Source organism: Erysipelothrix aquatica, assembly GCF_009828825.1.
In the GTDB taxonomy this organism is placed as follows: Bacteria; Bacillota_I; Bacilli_A; order Erysipelotrichales; family Erysipelotrichaceae; genus Erysipelothrix; species Erysipelothrix aquatica_A.
Window position 1 is genome coordinate 242068 of the sequence record NZ_WTTA01000003.1, and the last position, 20670, is coordinate 262737.

The following is a 20670-nucleotide window of genomic DNA, read 5'->3' on the forward strand; positions in this document are numbered from 1 at the left end:
TGCCACAATAGCGCAATTAACACTTTTTTTATTCAGATAGGTCCTAAGGTTGTTCGATAGCATCTTCGACAGTTTCCTGAACTGTTTGTGCTTTATCTTTTACATCCTCTACAAAGTTTGAGATGGTATCATCTGCTTTATGGACTGCATTTTTTATATTTCCTTTTCCAGTATCGACCCAACCATCTACTTGCATCATTGGATCATCAAGATATTCACCTGCAGTTCGTTTCACCGCACCTGTTATTTCATCGAGGTATCCTGCCTGACGTAGTGTCTCATAAATTGCGACACCGGCAACAGCACCCAAAACGACAAATCCTAATTTTTTCATGATTACCCTCCTTGTTCTTTAATCTTATCATTTTTTTATGCCCCTTGCATAAACTCACCATCGATAACACAACATTTTTACGACGCTTTCACATTTCGTTAACAGTACGCAACCCGTAAAGCCACCATTCAAGGTTCTATTATGAAGATCTCATTCATAAATCTTAAATTAATCACATATATACTTTATATATTAATAACATCTTTATTTCATGACAAATTGCGTTGGGTTCATGACAAATCAGCCACGGAAATTCATCAAACGGCTATGATAGTTTTGTTGAAGCAAGCAATTCGTTTTCATTACATTTAGATGCCCCAAACATTTCATGTATTCGCTTGCTTCGACACTTATAATTTTTAATAATATCTCAATAAGGGGCACACTTAAAGTTGGAACTTTGCTTACACACTGTTTCAATACTCAGCTTATTAACGCACCAGATGATCACCCCTGTAAATCTGAAAACCTCAATTTCACTGAAATGTACCCCATATCTACACTACCAAAATATTTCATGAGCCACGAGATATTATAATCTTATCGTAAGTATTATCACCCATAACCCTTACATCAAAAAGTGATACATCCCCCAGGTATCACTTTTTGATTTTTTAGTTTATATTTGATTTACGTTTCACATAGGCGTTAAGTGCTATGAAGGATCCTCCCAACACACTCATCGCGAGCGCAACGTTCATCAATGTATTTGCAGTCCCTGTTGCAGGCAACACTTCTGTTGGTTTAGTAGGGCTTACTTTTTGCCATTTGGCATAAACTGTCGTATTGGTAGTTAGTGGCAAGGTAAAGTCGAACTTAGTTGTGAATTGATCAGTTGTATACCAGCCATCAAATGTATAGCCATCACGGGTTGGTGCTGATGGGATCGTTGCAGTTGTATTTTCCAAGACCGTTTGTGGCGAAACTTTGGAACCGTCTCCAGTTTCAAATGACAAGGTGTAAGATACATCCTGTTTATGCCACTTGGCGTATAGCGTCATATTTTTATTTATCGTTGTATTGAAATCAAATCGTGTTGTGAATGCTTCATCAACATACCAGCCATCAAATGTGTAGCCGGTGCGCGCTGGATCAGTTGGTCGTGCTACGAGCCCATCTTCAACAATTGTTTGTTTTGAAATTGCGGTTCCACCATTTACTTCAAAGGTTACATCTAGCATTTGTGATAACGTCACAACAACCGTTTGGGGTCCTTGTTTCACAGTGTATTTCAAGGCTGACAAATCCCCATTATAGACATACCCTTCAAGATTTGGAATCTCGATAGATATTTCTGAATTATATGCCGCTTTTAGGGACTTTGACTTAAGCAGTTCATTGCGAGAATTTTTAAACTCGATTGTAATGTCTTCTATCTTTTCAAGACGGCTTTCTTCGAGTGTTTGCATCATCCGTTTTGTCCATGCGAAATCTGTTTCGCTGATTGTATTTTCTTTGTAGTCTTTGCCATCACGATCAACTGCGTAGACAAACATGCCGCCTTTTTCACCATTTTTAGGTTGCCATTTTGCGTACTGATACGCGCGACTTGCAAGATATTTTTCCTCACTGAACTGACCTAAAGCATCATTCCAGTTTGTATTGTCTTGTTCTTCATAGAACGAAATTCCAAATAGAACACGTGTCGAGCTAATGTCAGACTGGTAAGTTTCCCATGTTCGATCAAGACTTTGTGGATCACGACCATACGCTTGAATAAATAAGTACGAAATATGTGGTGCTATTTCCCGAAATAGATCGTGGTTATCCTTGTTTGTATCATAAATTAAGAGTTTATCACTACCTTCTTTGATTTGAAGTATATTTGAAAGTTGGATAAAGACATTGGATATGACAGCCACTTCTTCACTGTTTAGGTTTGTCTCCATATCAACATCCAATCCGTCAAGATTCCATGGTGTCATATAGGTATCAATTAACGTCTGAGCAAATGCATGATACTCGTCGTCGGTTAACGTCGTACTGTCTTTGCCCGTGTTGGTCTTGATTTTGAGTAATTCTTTATAATCAAGTGTACGCACAACACGTTGTCCCCGCTCGTGTAGTGTTGGCACATAGTCATTCTTTAATGTTTCCCAAAATAGGTCCTGGTTGGTTCCTGGATTAACATAGTGGAAGACCGATACAATATCAATCTCTTTCGGAAGGTCCGTCATTTTAATGACATTAGCATCCGGTAAATTGGAATTGGAATCATGAGGCATTGCAGCATCACGCCACGTACGATAATAAGCCATCATAATTGGTTCTTCGTAGTTCATTTCCGGACCCACCCCACGGGTTTGTGCGTGAATCGGAATTAAGCTTCCCATTCCCATCAGTACAATAAACATAATCAATGAAAACTTCTTAGTTAGTTTTTTCATAACTACCTCCTATTGTTTATAGTTATGGTACACCCAGTTCCAAACACTGTAAACGTTTTCAGACCAAGTACTATGAAATGTAGAGAAGACCTATAATTTGTGGATGCTTCCCAAATAAAAACACACCTGCAAAGAGAACGGTCCGTTCCAAAGTGAGGTGTGTTTTTACAAAGATTGAGCGAAGGATGCTACCCCTCCATTGCCATCCATGATGGTTCCAACATATTGCCATCTGGATCTTGAACTTCTAATCCAAACATGACTGATTCAGGAATATCCATATCCACGTGATAGACTGTACCACCATGTGCTTCTGCACGGGCACCAAATTGCTTGACCGCATCCGCACTTTCTAGGCTAAAGGCAATGAGTGCACCACTTTGGGTAAGGGTATCAGCAATCGTTCGCTTTCCAATAAAGGTCTTGTAGAATTCATGCGTAAGAAGCATAATCCAGAAATTATCATCCCACATCATTGCTGCAGACTGATCATTTGAAAATTCAAGATTCTGTTTGAATCCAATTGCTGTGTAGAATTGAATCGCACGGTCCAATTGAGTTACAGGAAAATTAACAAATACCATTGTTGACATAAGAGCCCTCCTTTTATTTATTATAAACTTAAGAGATAAAAGAGAGCACGTCGTGTGCATTGTAACGTTTAAGTATCTATGTATCTGATTTATCCTTATTCAGTGTGCTCATGTCTAAATCGTATGTAGCTATAGATTCCAATAACAACAATTCCTGCACTTAGAAGAAGGACACCACTCAAATTGGTTGCTACACCCGTTGTGGGTAGTTCATCCTTTGAATTGTTGGAATCCTCTGGTTTAGGAGGTTCTATTGGTGTGGTTGGATCTATAGGATTGGGGGTACTATCATTTTTTTGCCATTGTGCCTGATACGTCATATTGCGACTCACAGTTGTTTGAAGCTCGGGGTTCCATCCCATAAATGAATAACCTTCACGTGTCGGTGTTCCGACAAATAATGGCGTCGAACTACCAGATGCTACGGTGTATGATTGCGTATTGAATACTGCCTCATTATCAGTGCCATCTTCGTACCGTATCGTGTACATCGTAATTGGTTTTTCATTAACAAGCCATTTTGCATACACGTGAACGTCCGCAACCACAAGTTCATTAAAGTCATAATTTTGCGTGAGTTCCTTATCGCGGAACCACCCAACAAAGGTATAGCCTTCCAATTGAGGATCTACTGGTTGTGTGAAGCGTTCCAAATAAGGTACGGTCTCAGAACTTATCACAGTTCCACCATTTGACTCATACGTTATCGTATAGGTGTTTTTTTCCCACTGTGCGGTATAAATTTGATCCTTAGTTACCGTTTCGCTTGGTGCCGGTGACCACCCAACAAAGGTATAGCCTTCACGATCCAATGAACCCATAAAAGCTGGTGTTTCGGTCCCCGCATCCACTGTGTGATGCTCATCTTCAAAAATCACAGCATCACTAACCCCATCAGTATATGTGATTGTATGCATTTGAATAGGGATAATCTCATCCCAAACCGCATAAAGCACGAGGTTATCTGATGGGTAGGTAACGGCTTCAAGTTGCGCATAGCGCGGATCGGATTCCGTGGCATTCGCATCAGTTGACCATCCAGTAAACGCGTACCCTTCTCGTGTCAGATTTATGGACGTACCACTCAGTACTGTTCCAAGTTCCTGGATAAATCCTAAGCTGTAGTACGTCTCGATTTTGGAATCTGGTCCCACTTCGTAATAACTATTTCCATCATATGTATCACGAGAAGAGAGATCATAGTATCCCCCGTTCGCATCGTATCGAATCCATGACGCTTGTACAGCACCCTGTGATCGATTGCGTTCAAATTGACGCTGATCCAATTGTAATAAGGCTCTTGAACCCTCGTAGGTATTGTCTGCCAAACCTTCTGGTTTATAAGGTACGGTAGGAACTGCCATCCGTTCAACACCTGCGGTTATATTCGTATGATTGGATACTAAGTTTCCACCACCAATACCTAGAATCGCTTCAAAGACAGCGGTTGGTTCGACACCTTTATCAACATTAATAATATTCTCAGTTCCTTCTTGCGTTATGTGTGAGTTTGAAATATCTTTATAATTACTCAAATGATTCAAGGTTCCGTTGCCATCATAAACACGATTCCCCAAAAATAAACTATTGTTTCGCGATACGGATGCAGTCGCGAATAAACCGGCACCACTCAATCCGATTGCGCCACCGCGTTGTTCCATCGTCGAATCTTCATTACCGCTTTGATTCCCGATAAACGTCGACCCTTGAATGTCATTGATCATTCGCGACGATCCACCATTTTTAAAATATTGAATGGCACCCCCACTGTATCCAGCACCATCTTGTCCATAGGCCTTATTTTCATAAAAAGTACTGTTGGAAATCGATGTTGTAAGCCCCGGATTTCCTGTCCCTTGAAACATGATTGCACCGCCATCATCATACGCAATATTATTTGCAAAGGTAGAATTGCTAATTGTAAATGACGCCCCATCGCGACCATCAAAAACATAAATAGCACCGCCATCAAATGTCTTTTGCGGTGCAATATCCTTTCCGTTAGTCTCATTGCCCACAAAGTAGGATTGATCTATCGAAACATTTCCCGTGAGATAATGCATTGACATGGCACCACCACCGCCACCAAAGATCCCCGTAAAGGGTGCTCTATTGATATTATTACGGAAAACAGTATTCTGAATATCAAGATTTGCATTGTATCCTTTGGATGCAATAGCTCCTGCTTCATACCCACCGGCTGTGCCTTTATTGTTTTCGATTGTCGAAAACTGAATTAAGACATTGGATTGTGTTCCCAAATACATTGCAGCACCACTCCCAGCCGTATTATTGGATATTGTGGTATCGATAATTTCTGTTTGAGCATCACGCTTCGTATCAACATCAAGAGCACCATACATTGCGTTGTGTAAGGTTACGCCTTTAAGCGTTAACGTCCCGTTTTCCATTTTATTTGTAATAAGTCGACTTTCAATTGCCGTTCCGTCTATTTCCAAATTTTGGACCGTAATTGTACCACTTCCACTAAACGTCATGCCTCCGGTTGACCAAACAACGTCATTTCCTTCAATCGTTAAATGCTTCCCAGCAACATCAATATGAATATCGTTTGACACAAACGCTTTGTCTAAAATTAAGACTGCACCATCTTCAGCATCTGCAATCGCCTGTGTTAAACGATCGACCGTCGTAATCACTTCCGTTTCACTTGCATAAATAGGAATCAACCCAAATATAAGAAATAGTGATACGAACAGTGTTACTAATATATTTCTATTCTTGTTCTTCATAAAATCCCCTTTCCATTTTCTTTTATGTATCTAATTCAATTATAGAATTTGGGATCTAAAAGACGCTCCTCACCGTTACAGAAGAATGAATAATTGTACCAAAAATTAATATTTCCTTATTTTGTTAAAGCAATAACTTCGAATCGTACTTATCCAACCCTTGCTGTGATTTGCTTAAATGAGAACCTTTGCCTTGAAAAAAGAAAAGACTGTCGAAATTTCTCAACAGTCTTTGGCTTATTCGTAATGTCTAAAATCATGTTTGGCCGACCTTTGTATTGGCTTGCAATGAATAAGAACCATTAGTATTCGATTGCTAATACCGCTTCAAGGGTTGGACACTGGATATCATCACGTTCAATATGATGCGTCAAAAACTCGATTAAATATTGCAGTAAGAGCACAACTGCTTCCTCAGTGCTTTGATTTTTAGTAAAGATACGTTTTGAAAAGCCGCCGTGTAGGATGTAGCAAAAGTCAATTATGTAATCCTCTTTTTTAGCATCAAAATATCCTAACTCAAAGCAAGGTGCATACAACAATCGATTACGGGTCAGCATATCGTGATTGGTCACGATTGTGTTGACGTGACGTGTATCAATGGGAAACGTATCAAAATAAAGTTCAAGTTTGGATAAGACGTAATCCGAATGCTTCGAAGCAAATACATACTCGTAAACTTCTGGATTGGGGAATGAACATTCAGCATAAACACGCCATGATAGTAATAACGCCATTATCGGATCATAGTCACTGTTAAGGATTCGATCAAATCCATAGAGATAATCAGTCACACTATCAATCATTGCGAGCGCGACCAAACTATCAAGGTTTTCAAAATAGTTATAGATTGTTGCACTATTATACCCTGCACGGTCTGCAATATTGCGGATGGTTAATTTATCAATACCTTCAACCTCAGCAATTTCTTTTGTGGCATCAATGAAGTATCGCATTGTGCGGTATTTTTGTTTGCTCACTTTAATTCTCGGATTCATAGGCCAGCCTCTTTCTTTGTTTTATTATAGCAGTTGCATCAAGACAAACACAAAAACAGTGTGAAATTTAATGGATTCCGAACAAACGACGTCAAAATACGCTTGTTTTTGTCAAAACATGTGATATATTTCACTATTTTTCGAATGTTTGCGTATTTTCTAATCACTTGATTATATAATGGTCATGTGATTAGTTTGAGAGAAAACTATCAAGGAGGAAAATATGGATACACAATCCAAGAAAAAGGCAAGTATCGATAAAGGTCTGTTTTTCATACCCTTATCCATTGTCATCATATTTTGTGCATTAGTTGCACTATTCCCAAAAGCATCGGAGAATGCTTTTAACGGAATTTTTGGCGTCATTACTGGAAACTTTGGATGGGCACTCCAATGGTTCTTTTTAGCCAACACATTTATTATGGTTTACCTTGCCTTTAGCCACTATGGTAACAAGAAGCTCGGTAACGAAAAACCAGAATTCAGTACCCCTGTTTGGCTAGGAATGCTCTTTGCTGCTGGAACATCAGGCGTCGCTATCTATTGGGGATTTAGCGAGTGGTTCCAATATGCCACCGCGCCTCCTTTTGACATTGTCCCCCTTTCCCGCGAAGCAATGACGTATGCATCAACCTATAGCTTCTTCCACTGGGGACCTTCTGCATACGGATTATACGCAACAGTTGCTGTCGTTTTCGGATTTTTCTTCTTCGTAAAACGTGAGAATACAAACCGCCCAAGTACTGCTTGTGCATCAGTTATCGGGGAGAAAAATGCAAAAGGACTGGTTGGAAAAATTATTGATATTGTCTACATGATGGGAATTATCGGGGCAGTCTCGGCCGCAATTGGTTTATCAACACCATTAATTAGCGCCATTATCGTTGATCTTTTCAACATTCAATATACCTTATGGATTGATGCTGGCATACTCGTTTTCTTTACGATATTCTTTGTCTTCGGAGTTTATGGTGGTTTACAAAAATCAATGAAACTGATTAGTAACATTAAACTTGCGATGGTCATTGGATTACTCGCTTTTGTATTTTTAATTGGACCAAAGTCATACATGCTTAATAACTTCACAGACAGCATGGGAACCTTTGTCAGTGACTATTTTAGAATGATGATGACAACTGAACCCCACTCTGCAGGGACATTTCCGCAATCATGGACCATTTTCTTCTTTGCATGGTGGTCAGCATATGCTTTAAATACAGGTATTTTCCTAGCACGTATTTCCCGCGGACGAACCATTAAACAACTCGTTCTTGGAGCTACAGGTGCATCGTGTGTCGGTTGCTGGTTACATTTCATTATTCTTGGTTACTATGGTATGAATGCCTATGAAACTGGACTCGTGAATGTGATTGAAATATTCCAAACACAAGGTATCACTGATGCTATTATAGCAATTATTAAGACGATGCCACTCGCAACCGTTGTCCTTGTCGTAATGCTTGCAGTTATGGCTGTATCGACCGTCACAGTTATCAACAGTGCTGCCTATACACTCGCAATCGTATCAACAAACGATCTTCCTGCAAATGAAGAACCTGGTCGGACCAACCGCATTTTCTGGGCTATTGCCCTTGGTGCTTTGGGACTCGTTCTAATTTTTATTGGTGGTTTAGGACCAATCCAAACCATTAGTTTATCCACCGGAATATTAACCATGGTTATTATCGTCATCATCTTCATCGCATTCTTTAAGCATGATGGTAAGAAATGGGACGAATATATGGAACGTAATGCACAAATAGATGCATTAGAAAACGATACAAAGGAGCATTAGTATGAAGTATATTACAGAAGCACAAATCAAAGAAGTTGTAACCATGCCAATGGCATTGGATATTTTCCGCCAAGCATATCTTGAGAATGTCCAAGGGCTTATCTATACAGGTGATCGTATTGTTATGCCAATCATCGATGTTGAAAACAGCGCACAATGGCTCACCGCAATTAGCAAAACAAAACCTTACTTTGGTTCTAAGTTTTCTTCAGTCTTTCCAAAGAATTTGAAGAAGGGGTTACCCAGCGTTATTTCTACAATCAGTCTTTACTCGAATCAAACGGGTGAATTGGAAGCGTTGTTGGAAGCAAACTATCTTACAGCCATTAAAACGGGAGGCAGTGCTGGTGTCGCAACTGATGTTATGGCGCGTAAAGATGCACGAACATTGGGAATTATTGGCTCTGGTTTACAAGCATTTACGCAAGTCCTTGCTATCCAAGAAGTTCGTGAACTTGAAGCAGTCTATGTTTATGATATTAAGGAAGAATATATCAATGCCTTCATCGAGCGCATTCGTACTGTTCAAAACAGACCCTACCAAATTATCGCTGCAGAAAGTGCCGATGCTTGCGTCGCAGCATCAGATATCATCTGTACATGTACAACATCACATACACCAGTATTCAGTGCAAACGCACTACGTGAAGGGGCGCACGTCAATGCAATCGGATCGTTTACACCTTATATGCAAGAAATTGAAGATGAGGTTGTTGTTAAAGCAAGTCGCATAATCACTGAACATGTTGATGGACTATGGGCTGCAGCTGGAGATGTAATCATCCCCGTTGAAAAAGGGCTTGTAAGTAAAGACAAAGTAGTCGGATCTGTTGGTGATGTCCTTGCTGGAAACATCATCGCACGCGAAAACGATCATGAAATCACACTTTATGAGAGTGTAGGATCATGCGTTCTCGATGTCGCTATCGCTATTGCTTCTTACGAAACCATTCATAATCAATAAACCACTGGTCTAAATCTAGACCAAAAGAGATTGGCTTGCCATTAATACGGCTACCAATCTCTTTTTTTCTCAGACATAATTTTAAAACTGAAACGAAATGCTCATGCTACGATCAGATCACATCATTACGTTTGCGCTTAAGAACACTAATTAAATATAGTACAGCCCCTGATGACATCATCAAGACACCTGCGCTCTTGTGAGGTGCTCCTGTCAACGGTAAGGATTCCACAGATGATTCTTCACGATTTTCTTCTACTGGCTTCACCGGCTCTTTTTGCCATTGCGCAATGTATTCAACATCCTGAGTTACAACATCCGCAACTTCTGGTGACCATCCCACGAAGCTATAGCCTTCTCGCTTTGGTGTTCCCGCGTAGGACGGTGTCTTTGTACCTTCCGCAACGTCATACATCTGATTTACAAAGAATGATTCGTTGTTGCTACCATCTAGATACGTAACCGTGAACGTTTGAATCGGCACTGACTTACTGACCCACTGTGCTCGATAGTCAACGTTTTGAGTTACAACATCCGCAACTTCTGGTGACCACCCCACAAAGGTATAACCCTCCCGTTCTGGTGTTCCCACGTAGGACGGTGTCGTTGCACCTTCCGAAACATCATAAATTTGATTCACAAAGTACGACTCATTGTCGCTACCATCTTGGTACGTTACGGTATACATTTGAATCGGCACTGACTTACTGACCCACTGTGCTCGATAGTCAACGTTTTGAGTTACAACATCCGCAACTTCTGGTGACCACCCCACAAAGGTATAACCCTCCCGTTCTGGTGTTCCCACATAGGACGGTGTCGTTGCACCTTCCGAAACATCATAAATTTGATTCACAAAGTACGACTCATTGTCGCTACCATCTTGGTACGTTACGGTATACATTTGAATCGGCACCTCAACGACGCGCCATTTCCCATAAAGTGTTGTATTCCCCTGTATCGTATCAAGTTCAAAATCCCACCGCGATGTTTCCTCGAAAGAGTCATCACGATACCAACCGTCAAACTCATACCCTTCTTTTTGAGGCACCATAGGTTCATCTGCATAACTATCAATTAATAAATTATACTGTGAATCAACGGGCGTTCCACCATTTGATTCAAAAGTTACTGTGTATGTATTGACAGGAAAAATAAAACCTTCGGATGCGCGAGATTCATATCCTTCTTTGCTTGAAACAAAGAATAAATCTCTATCCCTACCAACAAAGCCCTCAATTTCAACTTCCGCATTACGGTATTGTTGGTACTCTGGACTCCCATTTTCATTAAACTGGTAAGGCTCAGTTGTGTTAAAAACTGCAATGGGTGTTTCATTTTCGTAATCTGCGATCACTTTGCTCCCAATCGAATCATAAACTGTAATCGTTGCATCTTTAATAGGTGTTTTTTCATAGCGTTCATCTTGAGTCACACCACGACCTATCAGTGCTCGAAAAGTTGCCTTTCCAGTAGTTTGATCTGGACGTACTCCACCTATCCCAAAAATTTGTAAATCCATTGGAGCATCCAACCCAGGTGTCCCTGTCCACAATACCTCAGCGTTCGTTACGGCAACAAATTGAGTTGCAACTAAAACCATAATCACCGTGAAAACACTTAAAATTTTCTTCTTCATTTTTATCCCCTTTTCTTTCCCTCTATTCTTTTCTAAACCACCATTAGATTCGAAACTGTGAGCACTTCAGACCTTAAAGACATAACAATTGACATCTAATTTCAGAAAACCACCCAGCAAAACCCCCAAGGTAAATAATCGATGCAACGCTACTACACACTCTAAGAAAATAGTTTGCTATTCGACAATCCACCAATTATGTTTAAACTTATACGCATTATTTAGACGATACGTATTTATTGTATTGGAGCTGTGTTCGTTTTCCATCATTACTGTTACAGATGAAAGGTAATCTGTACTAAACAACATTATCCAACATCAATTTCAGCATATTCCGTTAGTTTTGCTTGCATGACACCATTTTCTTGACATTTTGAAGTAGTTTCAGTGCAAACAGCAAAAAAGAGATACCTTATCGCATCTCTTCTCATATTCACTATTATTCAAAATAATTTGACTCCTTGAAGATGGTTACTAACTTCTACTTCTTGTCTTTTGAATAATACGACTTTACCCCTTTTATTCCACCAAAAAATGCAATCGAAATAAGTAACCAAATAAGATAATTCGAAATTTGATCCATTTTTTCCTCCCATCCTATCACCGGTGTAGCGTTGCACTAGTATTATAACACACCCTGTGTTATAGATAGCTACAAAATACACAAAGATGTTAGCATAACGAATCGTCAATGAAGCCTTTACAAATTTGAACATTAAATAGGCTCATACATTTATAACTGTGAGTATGAATGCACATGTTGCACTCCTGCTCGTTCTATTCAAGGGCATCTTGATCTATTGAAACCATTTCTTCAATATTTTCATCGGCATTCAAACTATTTTAGATTTAGTTCCGAAATCCAAACACTGCTTGACAGAAGTACTTTCGTTCTTTGCATTGATAGTTCATAAATCTCACGAGATTCTCTACTACTTTATTGGCTTCTTCCATGGATTAAAACTTATAACCAATATCTAGCTTATACATTCCAAGTCGCTTAACTGTTGCGCGTTCTTTTCTTTTCGTCATTCCAACATCTCATACCATCAACTAATTCCGCATATATCACAGCACAAATCGCTTGTGTGCGACTTTAATTATTTTTCAACATAAATACTCATTCAAAAGAAATATTCTGTTTAGATTGTTTAATTCAGGCCCAAAGCAACTGTATTTCAGGTTGCTAATATTTAAATGCACTATCTGTTTGTTAGTCCATCTAATCCCATTGAGCCATTTTAATTTCAACGGAATCTTTGTCATTGATTTAATCACTCTTCTATCAGTCATTTTCTCAAGGAAAAAATAAACTTGATCAGCTAATTTACAAATCTGAATTCAACTGAGACCATATAGTAAATTCAGTCAGTTAATAGAAAAAAATAGACCTTCTAGACAACGTTGTATTTCTCAAAGAATCGATCGTTATCTTCAGTCAGTAATCATTATGTTCACGCTCTTCAAACAACGACTAAAAGCAATCTTGATTCACCCTAAATACAATGGACAACTCAGAACAATACAGATCAATTGTCGACTGTTGTGATTATGACGTAACCGTCGGTCATAAATCCATTTAAAAATCTTAGAATTTATGCAATCACCTCGCTTGGGAAGGGTATATTATCATCCAAACTTCCAATCATATTTCTTTCAATCTCGTAATAGTTAATCTAATTCTTTAGATCTCAATAAATTATAGATGAATGTAGCCTAGTAAAACTTCACTCAGAAATACATACTATCGGAATAACTTAACTTTAGAACAATCTTTAAATAGATTAACTAGGCCTTTAGTGCGGAACATATAAAAAAGCTCAAAGTAATCACGTGGGTAATGTATTTTCAGTTACAACCAAGAGAAATTACTATGAGCTATTCACAAATTATCATTGAAGAACGAGTTTAGATAAAAACTTACGAGTGAAGAAATTTCAGTTTAGAAAATTGGATCTTATTTAAAGAGAAGTCCATCGAGCATATCTCGAAAGAAATCGTAATAAAGGTAAAAATGTAATCTTTTGGATACTATGAACCACTAGAAACGTTACTCAAGTAGTGATGCACTTAGTTTGACCAATTATCAGTATTTGAAACATGAAGAAGCATAGCGACTTACATTTTTGAAAACCGAAGATTGGTAGAATTATCTAATCCCTATTATCCATATTTTCTATAATACCTAAAGACATTATCCCTAGTTTTGATAGTTTTTTTGATATTTTACTTCTTGCCAACTTAGTAATCCATAAGCTAACACCACAACTGAGATTCCAATAACTGGATTCATAAACAGTAAAGTTAAGATAATTACATCGATGCAGTCATGACCAACTCCGACTACACCAACAGCACTCATGTCAACAAAGTGGTATAAAGCCCCTGACAGAAAGATGAGTAGGAAACCGTATACGAATCCTGAGATTATCGCACCACGACGCCCTCCAGTAGCATTACCAAAAATACCTGCAACACCACCAGTAAAGAAAGCTCCAATGATGGATACTAATGGAGTCGATCCAAAGACAAGTGAGCTTACTACCATAGCAACAAGCATACCCATGATCGAAGTCACAAAACCAATCATTAAGGAATTAGGCGCAAAACCAAACAAAGCAGGTACATCAAGAGCGGGAATCGCTCCAGGTACTAGTTTATCTGAGATCCCCTTAAATGCCGGAACTAGCTCTCCTAAGAACATTCGTACCCCTTGAAGAAGGATTAAAATACCAGCGGTAAATCCCAATGCTTTCATTAAGCCAAAAACGATATAGTTTTGTTCACCTGCAAATGGCGCAACACGTTCAGGGCCGGCAATAATAACCACTAAAAGATAGAATAATCCCATCACAATCGAAACTGAGACAGATGTATCTTTAAAGAAGTCTAAATACTCAGGAAGTTTAATATCTTCAGCTGATTTACGTTTATCACCCAATAATTGACCAATGTATGCTGAACTGACGGTTCCAAGTGTTGTTAAGTGGGCAATTGCAAAATCATTCGATCCCGTTAACTTTCTCACAAAAGGTTGCGATAAGGCAGGGAGAATTGTCGACATCGCGCCTTGGATAACACAACCTAAGGCTATGATTGTTGTCTCACTATATCCTGCAGCATAGAGACTGTATGCAATTGCTACTGAAGAAATCCAAAGCATATGACCCGTTAAAAATATGTATTTTAAGGGTGTAAAACGAGCCAAGACAATATTAACTAAGAATCCAAAGGCCATAATTAGTGCACTCGTTGAGGCAACAATGACAACCGTACTTTGAATTGCTCCAACAACGGCTTCCGATGATGTTGCGAAACCATTCAAATTAAATACAGTTCCGAATAAATCAACAAAAGGTAGTATTTCGGTAACGATCAAGCTCGAACCTGCCGATAATATCAACATGCCTAAAGCTGTCTTGAGTGAACCAGAAAAGATTTCACTAATTTTCTTCTTTTGGAGTGCTAAACCTATTAAAGCAACTAAGGCTAAAATAATCGCTGGCGTTTTTAATATATCAAGTAAGAAATCTAACATAATTCCTCCTATTTTCCTAAATACTCTTCAAACTTCTGCTTCATTTCAACTTTATCAACAATGTTTGTAACAAAGATGACATCATCCCGATCTTGAAAATTCTTTCTAAAGCCCTCGGTAGTGACAATTAAGTCACATGACTTACTTTTTATTGTTCCCATATCCCAATGTTCAACTGTAGCTTTTAGTCCTAGATCTTTTACCACATTCTCAACAGTCATTTTCATAATGAGACTTGAGCCGACGCCCAATCCACAAACAGTAACTATATGCATAATCTTCCTCCTATAAATTGGTAATTAAGTTACTATAATTCGCAATATGCTCAGCATTAATTTCATCCCCACGGTCTAAGTTAGAGCTCACATAAATCGGAGGTTTAAATCCATCATTTACACAATTTTCAACAGTTTGTGCCATAATCATCTGCATAACACTCATACCCAAGACCGTTGAAGTACCACAGAATTTGTCATCAACACCAGCCATCGATAAAACTGCATCTCCGCTCTCACACTTAATATCAATCACTATATCAGCAACTTCAAACAATCGTTTACCATTGGTGTGGCGTGAAGTGACTGATTTAGAAAAGTCTAATGATGTAAGGGCAATGACCTTCATTCCTATCTTCTTCGCTTCTAACGCCATATCTATAACACCAGCATTTCGTCCTGACATTGAAACGATAATCATTGTGTCCTTAGCGTCAGTATTTTCAAGTTGTAGATACTGATCAGAGAAACCTTCGACCCGTTCTTGAAGTGTACTTAGCTTTGCTTTAGGAAATAATGCTAAATGAGGTATCAACAAGGCATTAATTGGGACAATACCCCCAGCACGATAGAATACTTCCATAGCAAACATTTGTGAGTGACCGCAACCGAAGACATGAATAACACGGTTATTTTTAACCGACTCTGAACAGACTTTAGCAGCCGCTTCAATATTCTTACCTTCTTGATTAACTTGTAACTCTAATTGCCCTGTAATCGATTGATAATAGTCTTTATATAACATTTTCGTTCTCACTTTCTTTGATTAGTTTTAAGATATCTTCTTTACGACCGTTATTACGCAAGAGATCAATTAGCTTATCATTAGCGAGCAATTCAGCAAATTTTTGCAACATCTCTAAATGAGAATCACTATCGACCGCACAAAATGAAAACGCACACTTAATTTCTTGATTATCAAATTCTTCAAAGTAAACACTTTCATTTAGAACTACTAATGACATACCAACCTTCTTAACGTGTTCAGAAGGTTCTCCATGAAAGAACGCAATTTGTGGTAAAAGAATCATATAAGGACCGAGTCGCATGACTGTATCAATCATAGACTGCGTAAATTGGGTGTCAATATAATCATTTTTTTCTAAGAGACTCCCGCCTAGTTTTACAACCTCTTGCCAGCTCTGAGCGCTTACATCACATAGTACTAAATCTCGTTCTATCATAGAACCTCCTTGTTATAACATCATAACCACTTTATATGTGGAAATTACCGAGCGCCTAAGCGAACGGTAAACTCAAATATATCACCTTTTGTAACAATACTAGAAAAGTTTTCAACTTTTCCATCAATATACGAAACACGTCTAATTAATAGGCCAAACTTTTGGTTCTCTCTTTCTGCCTTGAGCAAAAGTGCTTCAGATGCATTTAACCGACATGCTTTAAATCGTTCTACTGCTGAATCATAAACAACATTATACTTTTGTTCTAACAATTCATATAAGGAATACTCATTAAGATTTTCTTCAAGCATGAACTGATATTTATCATAAGGGAAATATGTTTTTTCTAGCATGATTGGTTCATCATTCTCATTAAAACGTAATCGTTCTAAGAAGATGACCTTATCATCGATATTGATGTTTAATGTTTCTGCAGTTTTCTTACTAGCTGTAATTACTTCTTTAGTAACCACCTTTGTATAACTAATTCGGCCCTGCTTACGCATTTCATCCGAGAAACCATAGATACCGCCCAGGTCTTGAACAATTTGCTTGCTAATCACAAATGTTCCCTTGCCTTGGATCTTATCAACCATCCCTGACCGTGATAGTTCCTCAATCGCACCGCGAACCGTAATTCTACTAACACCATATTGCTCACTCAATACTCGTTCCGAAGGAATTTTAGTCCCCTTCGCCCAAGTACCATCAGCAATTTTTTCTTCAAATATCTCAACAAGTTGATAGTACAGTGGCACTTTACTTTCACTTTTCATAACATACCTCTTCTGGTTATAACCACTTTCAGTATATACTGGTTATAACCAGTTGTCAATCCAAGAATACTTACCAAAAATGAAAGATTGCTTTTTTCATTTCTTAATCACTCTTTTTTTTCACTTGATTATTTTTTTACATCATTTTAGTAATGAATCGCATTCACTTTATTCTTTAATGAACTCCACGCCCATGGAGAATCAAAGTTACTGCATCAGGAGAATTATGACCAAACTCAATGTTATGCTATTGGCAAATAATAAATTAGTGTATTTAAGTACAAGACATAAAAAAGTTCAAACGTTTCAAACGAGTAGAACCAAATGTCACAGTCAAAATTTAGCTTTGTGTTTTAGAGATTTTCTTAACACAAAATGTGGCTAACAGATACACTAACAAACCAATCATCCCACCAATTGTATTTGCAATGATATCGTCTACATCGACTATTCGGAAAGCCCCTGTAAAATAGATAAGCAAAAATTGTAACGTTTCGATTAAAACAGTAAATACAAATGAATAGTACAGTGTTTTGAAGTATCGATTTTCCTTTATAAAAAGCACATTGATTAGGAAGCCAAAAGGGGCAAACATCAGCATGTTTAAATAGAAATTTCGCGACAAAATATTTTCTAATGATAAGGTCGGTATGAGATTAACTGAATTCCAAATTGGATTTCCACTTCTAATATAGAAATTATTATTTATACTTTGCAAAGATAGTGGAAGTGGTAATAGCGTAACATCTACAACTATAAATAAGTATATTAGAAAAGAGGACAGCCAGAATATTTCTTTGAATTTCTTTGTCCTTAGTAATTTAAAATACACGATCAAATAGATTACAGCATAAATAGAGAATCCTGAGTTTAGTTCCACGGCCATTGTTGTCTCCTGTTATACACAATTTATACCACATTTATCGTTTTTTATCGACTTTCGTTTAATTGTTGATTGCAAGAACTAAGAGTACAAATAAAAAAAAATCAGTGCGTTTATCACTGATTTTTGATAGTTATTCAATTAATGGTGGCAATTAGCCATTGGTAGTCGAACTATGTGAACGAACCGTGACGTAACCCAATGTAATTTCCAGATTATTCCTGTGTAGATTTATCTTATTTCTATTATATCACTATGGCACTCATAAAGCCAATATTTTCAATATCTTGATTGTGTAAAATAAGTGTGGAATCTCAACTTGATATGATTTGGTTAGACAACTTCATCATATTATCAAGAAAGGAAACTCCACATGTCTATTCTAATACAAAATAATCTGTCTTCGTTTATGAATTCTATCATTGATAAAACTTTAGACTCCTTAAGAAACATCACTAACCCTCAATCTGAACACAAGGGTATCTTTGATTATGTTCAGCTAGTCCAAAACATCAGTGAACTAATCTTTGAAACTGCGCGTACACTCTTCGAAGAAACTGTCGAAGAGATGGATAAACAATTTAGACACAGTCAACATCGAGTTCATCAATTCTACGTTAAGTGCAAACGTTCTAGGACTCTCATTACTCCATTTGGAAGAGTCAATGTCAATCACACGATTTACCGTGATAGAGTGACTGAAAAGACTTGCTGTCATGTTGATTCAATGCTTTGACTCCCTAAATATGACATATGTAATCCATGTATCAAATCAATGTTAGTTGCCCTTTATGCAGACTATAACTCAATGATTAAAGTAGGTAAGATAATCGTCGAGAGAATTGGTAACGCCTATTCACTAAATGATAATGAAGCATTTATTATCTCAAGGCAAACAGTATTTAATTCAATACGTAACACAAAAATGTTCAATGTCACACTTAGCTCTAAAGATACTCTGATACCCTATATATAATGGCTGACAAGAAATATGTACATCTCAATACAGGTAAGAATAAGATGGTGAAGTCACCTGTTATCTTTGAAAGTATTCAAGGTGCTAAACGAAGGACTCTTGTCAATAAATACCATGTAATGGGCATGAGAGAACTGTTTTGGGATAGTGTTGCTGATGTGCTACATGAAAGGTATGATGTCGATAAAATCAAGCGACTCTTCTTTATTGGTGATGGTGCTGGTTGGATTAAAGAATCTACCAAATACATTAATTTAGATAACGCTACAAACAAGTTATTACTCGATAAATTTCACTTTAAACAAGCTCTTAATCGTATTACTAAGGATAAAGAGTTTCAGTCTATATTAAAAGAATCAATACTGACGAACCAAGATAAGATCATTAATGACCTTATAAAAATCATCGTATCAAACAATCCTGAGAGAGTTGATTCAATTAGCCAGCAAGCAAGGTATATTATCAACCATCAAAGCAGTATCAGACAATCCTATAGGCACAATATTAGTCGTAGTATGGAGTCTTCAATATCCCATACACTTGACTCTAACTTCACTCGAAACCCTAAATCATATTCACAAGATTATTTGGAAATCTATGTCAATCATCGTATGAATTACCTAAACGGATACAACCTTAAACACTTATACTTTCAAGGACTATCTATAGATGTCAAAGATGGCATTAAAACTTTCAAGACTTCAAAGATAGAATAGTCAATCTTTGAAAAGAAAAAGCAACAAACTAGGTTTGATGTTAAAGGATACTTGGTAGCACTAATATTGAGATATAAATAGAAATTTTACGCCTTTAGTAATAGTTCTCTTACCATCATTTTCGATAATAACCGCTTGATTATTTGATATCGCAACAAGAGGAATATTATCATTATATTCTTTAATTATCTTGTTTACAGCACCCTTAAAAGGAATACTATTATAATGCGGAACAAGATAAAAATTTATTGCAGAAATAGCTTCATAGTTTTCGAGAGATTCTGCAACTGATGCATCATCCATTCGTCTAATATATTCAATATTTGGAGCCAGAATAATCGACCCAGCAGACTCTCCAATATATAATTTTCCGTCATTAATGCAAGCTCCTATTAGCTTATCAATCCCTTTCCTTTTAGACTCTTGTAGAGGGTAACAGCTATTCCATCCCGATACGTAGATAACACCTGCTTTCTCTTCTCCAAAAATAAATTTAGGAATGAAACTGTGCTTCTGAATAGAATAAACGGAGTGCTTTTTTCTATGTAGTATTTTTCGATTTTCGAAGATAAACTAAATGGCGAATTATCAATAACCGACACATCTTCATATTCTTCTACACTCTCCCACAGGGTCTTATCTCCTTCGAAATATAGAACGTTTTGGTGGTACTTTGACATTTCAATTCCTAATGGTGAGTCCCTTTTCGTAAAAGGCATTGCAATTGTTTTGTGTTTCAATATTTGACTTAGTTTAACCACTTTATCAATAAATTTCTCGATTATTTCCTGTGATGTGTAGTATTCATCATCAGAATATGTTTTGCTAAGTGCAGTATTTCTTCCCATTTATTCCCCCC

The 20670-nt window shown here is 37.6% G+C and carries 18 protein-coding genes; 4 read left to right on the forward strand and 14 right to left on the reverse strand.

What is annotated here, in order from left to right; translation table 11 throughout:
* Window positions 1-43: 43 nt before the first annotated feature.
* The 5 genes from GVV22_RS07090 to GVV22_RS07110 all read right to left on the reverse strand — a co-directional run bounded on the left by GVV22_RS07090 (window position 44) and on the right by GVV22_RS07110 (window position 7065).
* Complete coding sequence (locus tag GVV22_RS07090) at window positions 44-334, reverse strand: CsbD family protein (RefSeq protein WP_159649431.1); 291 nt, start codon at window positions 332-334, stop codon at window positions 44-46.
* 614 nt (window positions 335-948) lie between these two features.
* Window positions 949-2721 carry an InlB B-repeat-containing protein gene (locus GVV22_RS07095; RefSeq protein WP_159649432.1) on the reverse strand — a complete coding sequence of 591 codons (1773 nt, stop codon included), beginning with the start codon at window positions 2719-2721 and terminating at the stop codon, window positions 949-951.
* Between the two features lie 188 nt (window positions 2722-2909).
* Window positions 2910-3314 (reverse strand): VOC family protein, encoded by a 405-nt coding sequence (locus tag GVV22_RS07100; protein ID WP_159649433.1) that lies wholly within the window; start codon window positions 3312-3314, stop codon window positions 2910-2912.
* 95 nt (window positions 3315-3409) lie between these two features.
* Window positions 3410-6067: an InlB B-repeat-containing protein gene (locus GVV22_RS07105; RefSeq protein ID WP_159649434.1), complete on the reverse strand. Its 2658-nt coding sequence runs from the start codon at window positions 6065-6067 to the stop codon at window positions 3410-3412.
* Window positions 6068-6369: 302 nt separating this feature from the next.
* The gene (locus GVV22_RS07110; protein WP_159649435.1) at window positions 6370-7065 is read right to left on the reverse strand and encodes a TetR/AcrR family transcriptional regulator; all 696 of its coding nucleotides are present in this window, start codon (window positions 7063-7065) and stop codon (window positions 6370-6372) included.
* 223 nt (window positions 7066-7288) lie between these two features.
* On the opposite strand from GVV22_RS07110, the gene GVV22_RS07115 reads away from it, so the two are divergent.
* The gene (locus GVV22_RS07115; protein WP_159649436.1) at window positions 7289-8860 is read left to right on the forward strand and encodes a BCCT family transporter; all 1572 of its coding nucleotides are present in this window, start codon (window positions 7289-7291) and stop codon (window positions 8858-8860) included.
* 1 nt (window position 8861) lies between these two features.
* Complete coding sequence (locus GVV22_RS07120) at window positions 8862-9824, forward strand: ornithine cyclodeaminase family protein (protein ID WP_159649437.1); 963 nt, start codon at window positions 8862-8864, stop codon at window positions 9822-9824.
* 112 nt (window positions 9825-9936) lie between these two features.
* Here GVV22_RS07120 and GVV22_RS07125 read toward each other — a convergent pair whose 3' ends face one another.
* The 7 genes from GVV22_RS07125 to GVV22_RS11185 all read right to left on the reverse strand — a co-directional run bounded on the left by GVV22_RS07125 (window position 9937) and on the right by GVV22_RS11185 (window position 18122).
* Window positions 9937-11463, reverse strand: a complete 1527-nt coding sequence (locus GVV22_RS07125; protein WP_159649438.1) for an InlB B-repeat-containing protein — start codon at window positions 11461-11463, stop codon at window positions 9937-9939.
* Window positions 11464-13663: 2200 nt separating this feature from the next.
* On the reverse strand, window positions 13664-15001 hold the full coding sequence (locus tag GVV22_RS07130) for a PTS ascorbate transporter subunit IIC (protein ID WP_159649439.1): 1338 nt from the start codon (window positions 14999-15001) through the stop codon (window positions 13664-13666).
* Between the two features lie 8 nt (window positions 15002-15009).
* Window positions 15010-15276: a PTS sugar transporter subunit IIB gene (locus GVV22_RS07135; protein WP_159649440.1), complete on the reverse strand. Its 267-nt coding sequence runs from the start codon at window positions 15274-15276 to the stop codon at window positions 15010-15012.
* A gap of 10 nt (window positions 15277-15286) precedes the next feature.
* A complete protein-coding gene (locus GVV22_RS07140; RefSeq protein ID WP_159649441.1) occupies window positions 15287-16021 on the reverse strand; it encodes a sugar isomerase domain-containing protein in 735 nt (244 codons plus the stop codon).
* Window positions 16011-16460 carry a PTS sugar transporter subunit IIA gene (locus GVV22_RS07145; RefSeq protein ID WP_159649442.1) on the reverse strand — a complete coding sequence of 150 codons (450 nt, stop codon included), beginning with the start codon at window positions 16458-16460 and terminating at the stop codon, window positions 16011-16013. The genes GVV22_RS07140 and GVV22_RS07145 overlap by 11 nt, the downstream gene beginning before the upstream one ends.
* Before the next feature lie 44 nt (window positions 16461-16504).
* Window positions 16505-17236 carry a GntR family transcriptional regulator gene (locus tag GVV22_RS07150; protein WP_159649443.1) on the reverse strand — a complete coding sequence of 244 codons (732 nt, stop codon included), beginning with the start codon at window positions 17234-17236 and terminating at the stop codon, window positions 16505-16507.
* A gap of 340 nt (window positions 17237-17576) precedes the next feature.
* Window positions 17577-18122: a VanZ family protein gene (locus GVV22_RS11185; RefSeq protein WP_159649444.1), complete on the reverse strand. Its 546-nt coding sequence runs from the start codon at window positions 18120-18122 to the stop codon at window positions 17577-17579.
* Window positions 18123-18528: 406 nt separating this feature from the next.
* Between GVV22_RS11185 and GVV22_RS11190 the strand changes: the two genes are divergently transcribed.
* Window positions 18529-18855, forward strand: a complete 327-nt coding sequence (locus GVV22_RS11190) for a UPF0236 family transposase-like protein (protein ID WP_419178509.1) — start codon at window positions 18529-18531, stop codon at window positions 18853-18855.
* Window positions 18856-19094: 239 nt separating this feature from the next.
* Window positions 19095-19811: a UPF0236 family transposase-like protein gene (locus GVV22_RS07165; protein WP_159649446.1), complete on the forward strand. Its 717-nt coding sequence runs from the start codon at window positions 19095-19097 to the stop codon at window positions 19809-19811.
* A gap of 60 nt (window positions 19812-19871) precedes the next feature.
* Here the strand turns inward: GVV22_RS07165 and GVV22_RS07170 are convergent, their stop codons facing one another.
* Together GVV22_RS07170 and GVV22_RS11045 are read right to left on the reverse strand one after the other, a co-directional pair.
* Window positions 19872-20312 (reverse strand): Type 1 glutamine amidotransferase-like domain-containing protein, encoded by a 441-nt coding sequence (locus GVV22_RS07170; RefSeq protein WP_328603017.1) that lies wholly within the window; start codon window positions 20310-20312, stop codon window positions 19872-19874.
* Window positions 20204-20659 carry a hypothetical protein gene (locus GVV22_RS11045; RefSeq protein ID WP_236261936.1) on the reverse strand — a complete coding sequence of 152 codons (456 nt, stop codon included), beginning with the start codon at window positions 20657-20659 and terminating at the stop codon, window positions 20204-20206. The genes GVV22_RS07170 and GVV22_RS11045 overlap by 109 nt, the downstream gene beginning before the upstream one ends.
* Window positions 20660-20670: the final 11 nt, after the last annotated feature.

Bases quoted from the DNA above. Each gene is read 5' to 3' on its own strand.
- GVV22_RS07090 (WP_159649431.1), bottom strand. From the start codon at position 334: ATGAAAAAATTAGGATTTGTCGTTTTGGGTGCTGTTGCCGGTGTCGCA.
- GVV22_RS07095 (WP_159649432.1), bottom strand. From the start codon at position 2,721: ATGAAAAAACTAACTAAGAAGTTTTCATTGATTATGTTTATTGTACTG.
- GVV22_RS07100 (WP_159649433.1), bottom strand. From the start codon at position 3,314: ATGTCAACAATGGTATTTGTTAATTTTCCTGTAACTCAATTGGACCGT.
- GVV22_RS07105 (WP_159649434.1), bottom strand. From the start codon at position 6,067: ATGAAGAACAAGAATAGAAATATATTAGTAACACTGTTCGTATCACTA.
- GVV22_RS07110 (WP_159649435.1), bottom strand. From the start codon at position 7,065: ATGAATCCGAGAATTAAAGTGAGCAAACAAAAATACCGCACAATGCGA.
- GVV22_RS07115 (WP_159649436.1), top strand. From the start codon at position 7,289: ATGGATACACAATCCAAGAAAAAGGCAAGTATCGATAAAGGTCTGTTT.
- GVV22_RS07120 (WP_159649437.1), top strand. From the start codon at position 8,862: ATGAAGTATATTACAGAAGCACAAATCAAAGAAGTTGTAACCATGCCA.
- GVV22_RS07125 (WP_159649438.1), bottom strand. From the start codon at position 11,463: ATGAAGAAGAAAATTTTAAGTGTTTTCACGGTGATTATGGTTTTAGTT.
- GVV22_RS07130 (WP_159649439.1), bottom strand. From the start codon at position 15,001: ATGTTAGATTTCTTACTTGATATATTAAAAACGCCAGCGATTATTTTA.
- GVV22_RS07135 (WP_159649440.1), bottom strand. From the start codon at position 15,276: ATGCATATAGTTACTGTTTGTGGATTGGGCGTCGGCTCAAGTCTCATT.
- GVV22_RS07140 (WP_159649441.1), bottom strand. From the start codon at position 16,021: ATGTTATATAAAGACTATTATCAATCGATTACAGGGCAATTAGAGTTA.
- GVV22_RS07145 (WP_159649442.1), bottom strand. From the start codon at position 16,460: ATGATAGAACGAGATTTAGTACTATGTGATGTAAGCGCTCAGAGCTGG.
- GVV22_RS07150 (WP_159649443.1), bottom strand. From the start codon at position 17,236: ATGAAAAGTGAAAGTAAAGTGCCACTGTACTATCAACTTGTTGAGATA.
- GVV22_RS11185 (WP_159649444.1), bottom strand. From the start codon at position 18,122: ATGGCCGTGGAACTAAACTCAGGATTCTCTATTTATGCTGTAATCTAT.
- GVV22_RS11190 (WP_419178509.1), top strand. From the start codon at position 18,529: ATGAATTCTATCATTGATAAAACTTTAGACTCCTTAAGAAACATCACT.
- GVV22_RS07165 (WP_159649446.1), top strand. From the start codon at position 19,095: ATGGCTGACAAGAAATATGTACATCTCAATACAGGTAAGAATAAGATG.
- GVV22_RS11045 (WP_236261936.1), bottom strand. From the start codon at position 20,659: ATGGGAAGAAATACTGCACTTAGCAAAACATATTCTGATGATGAATAC.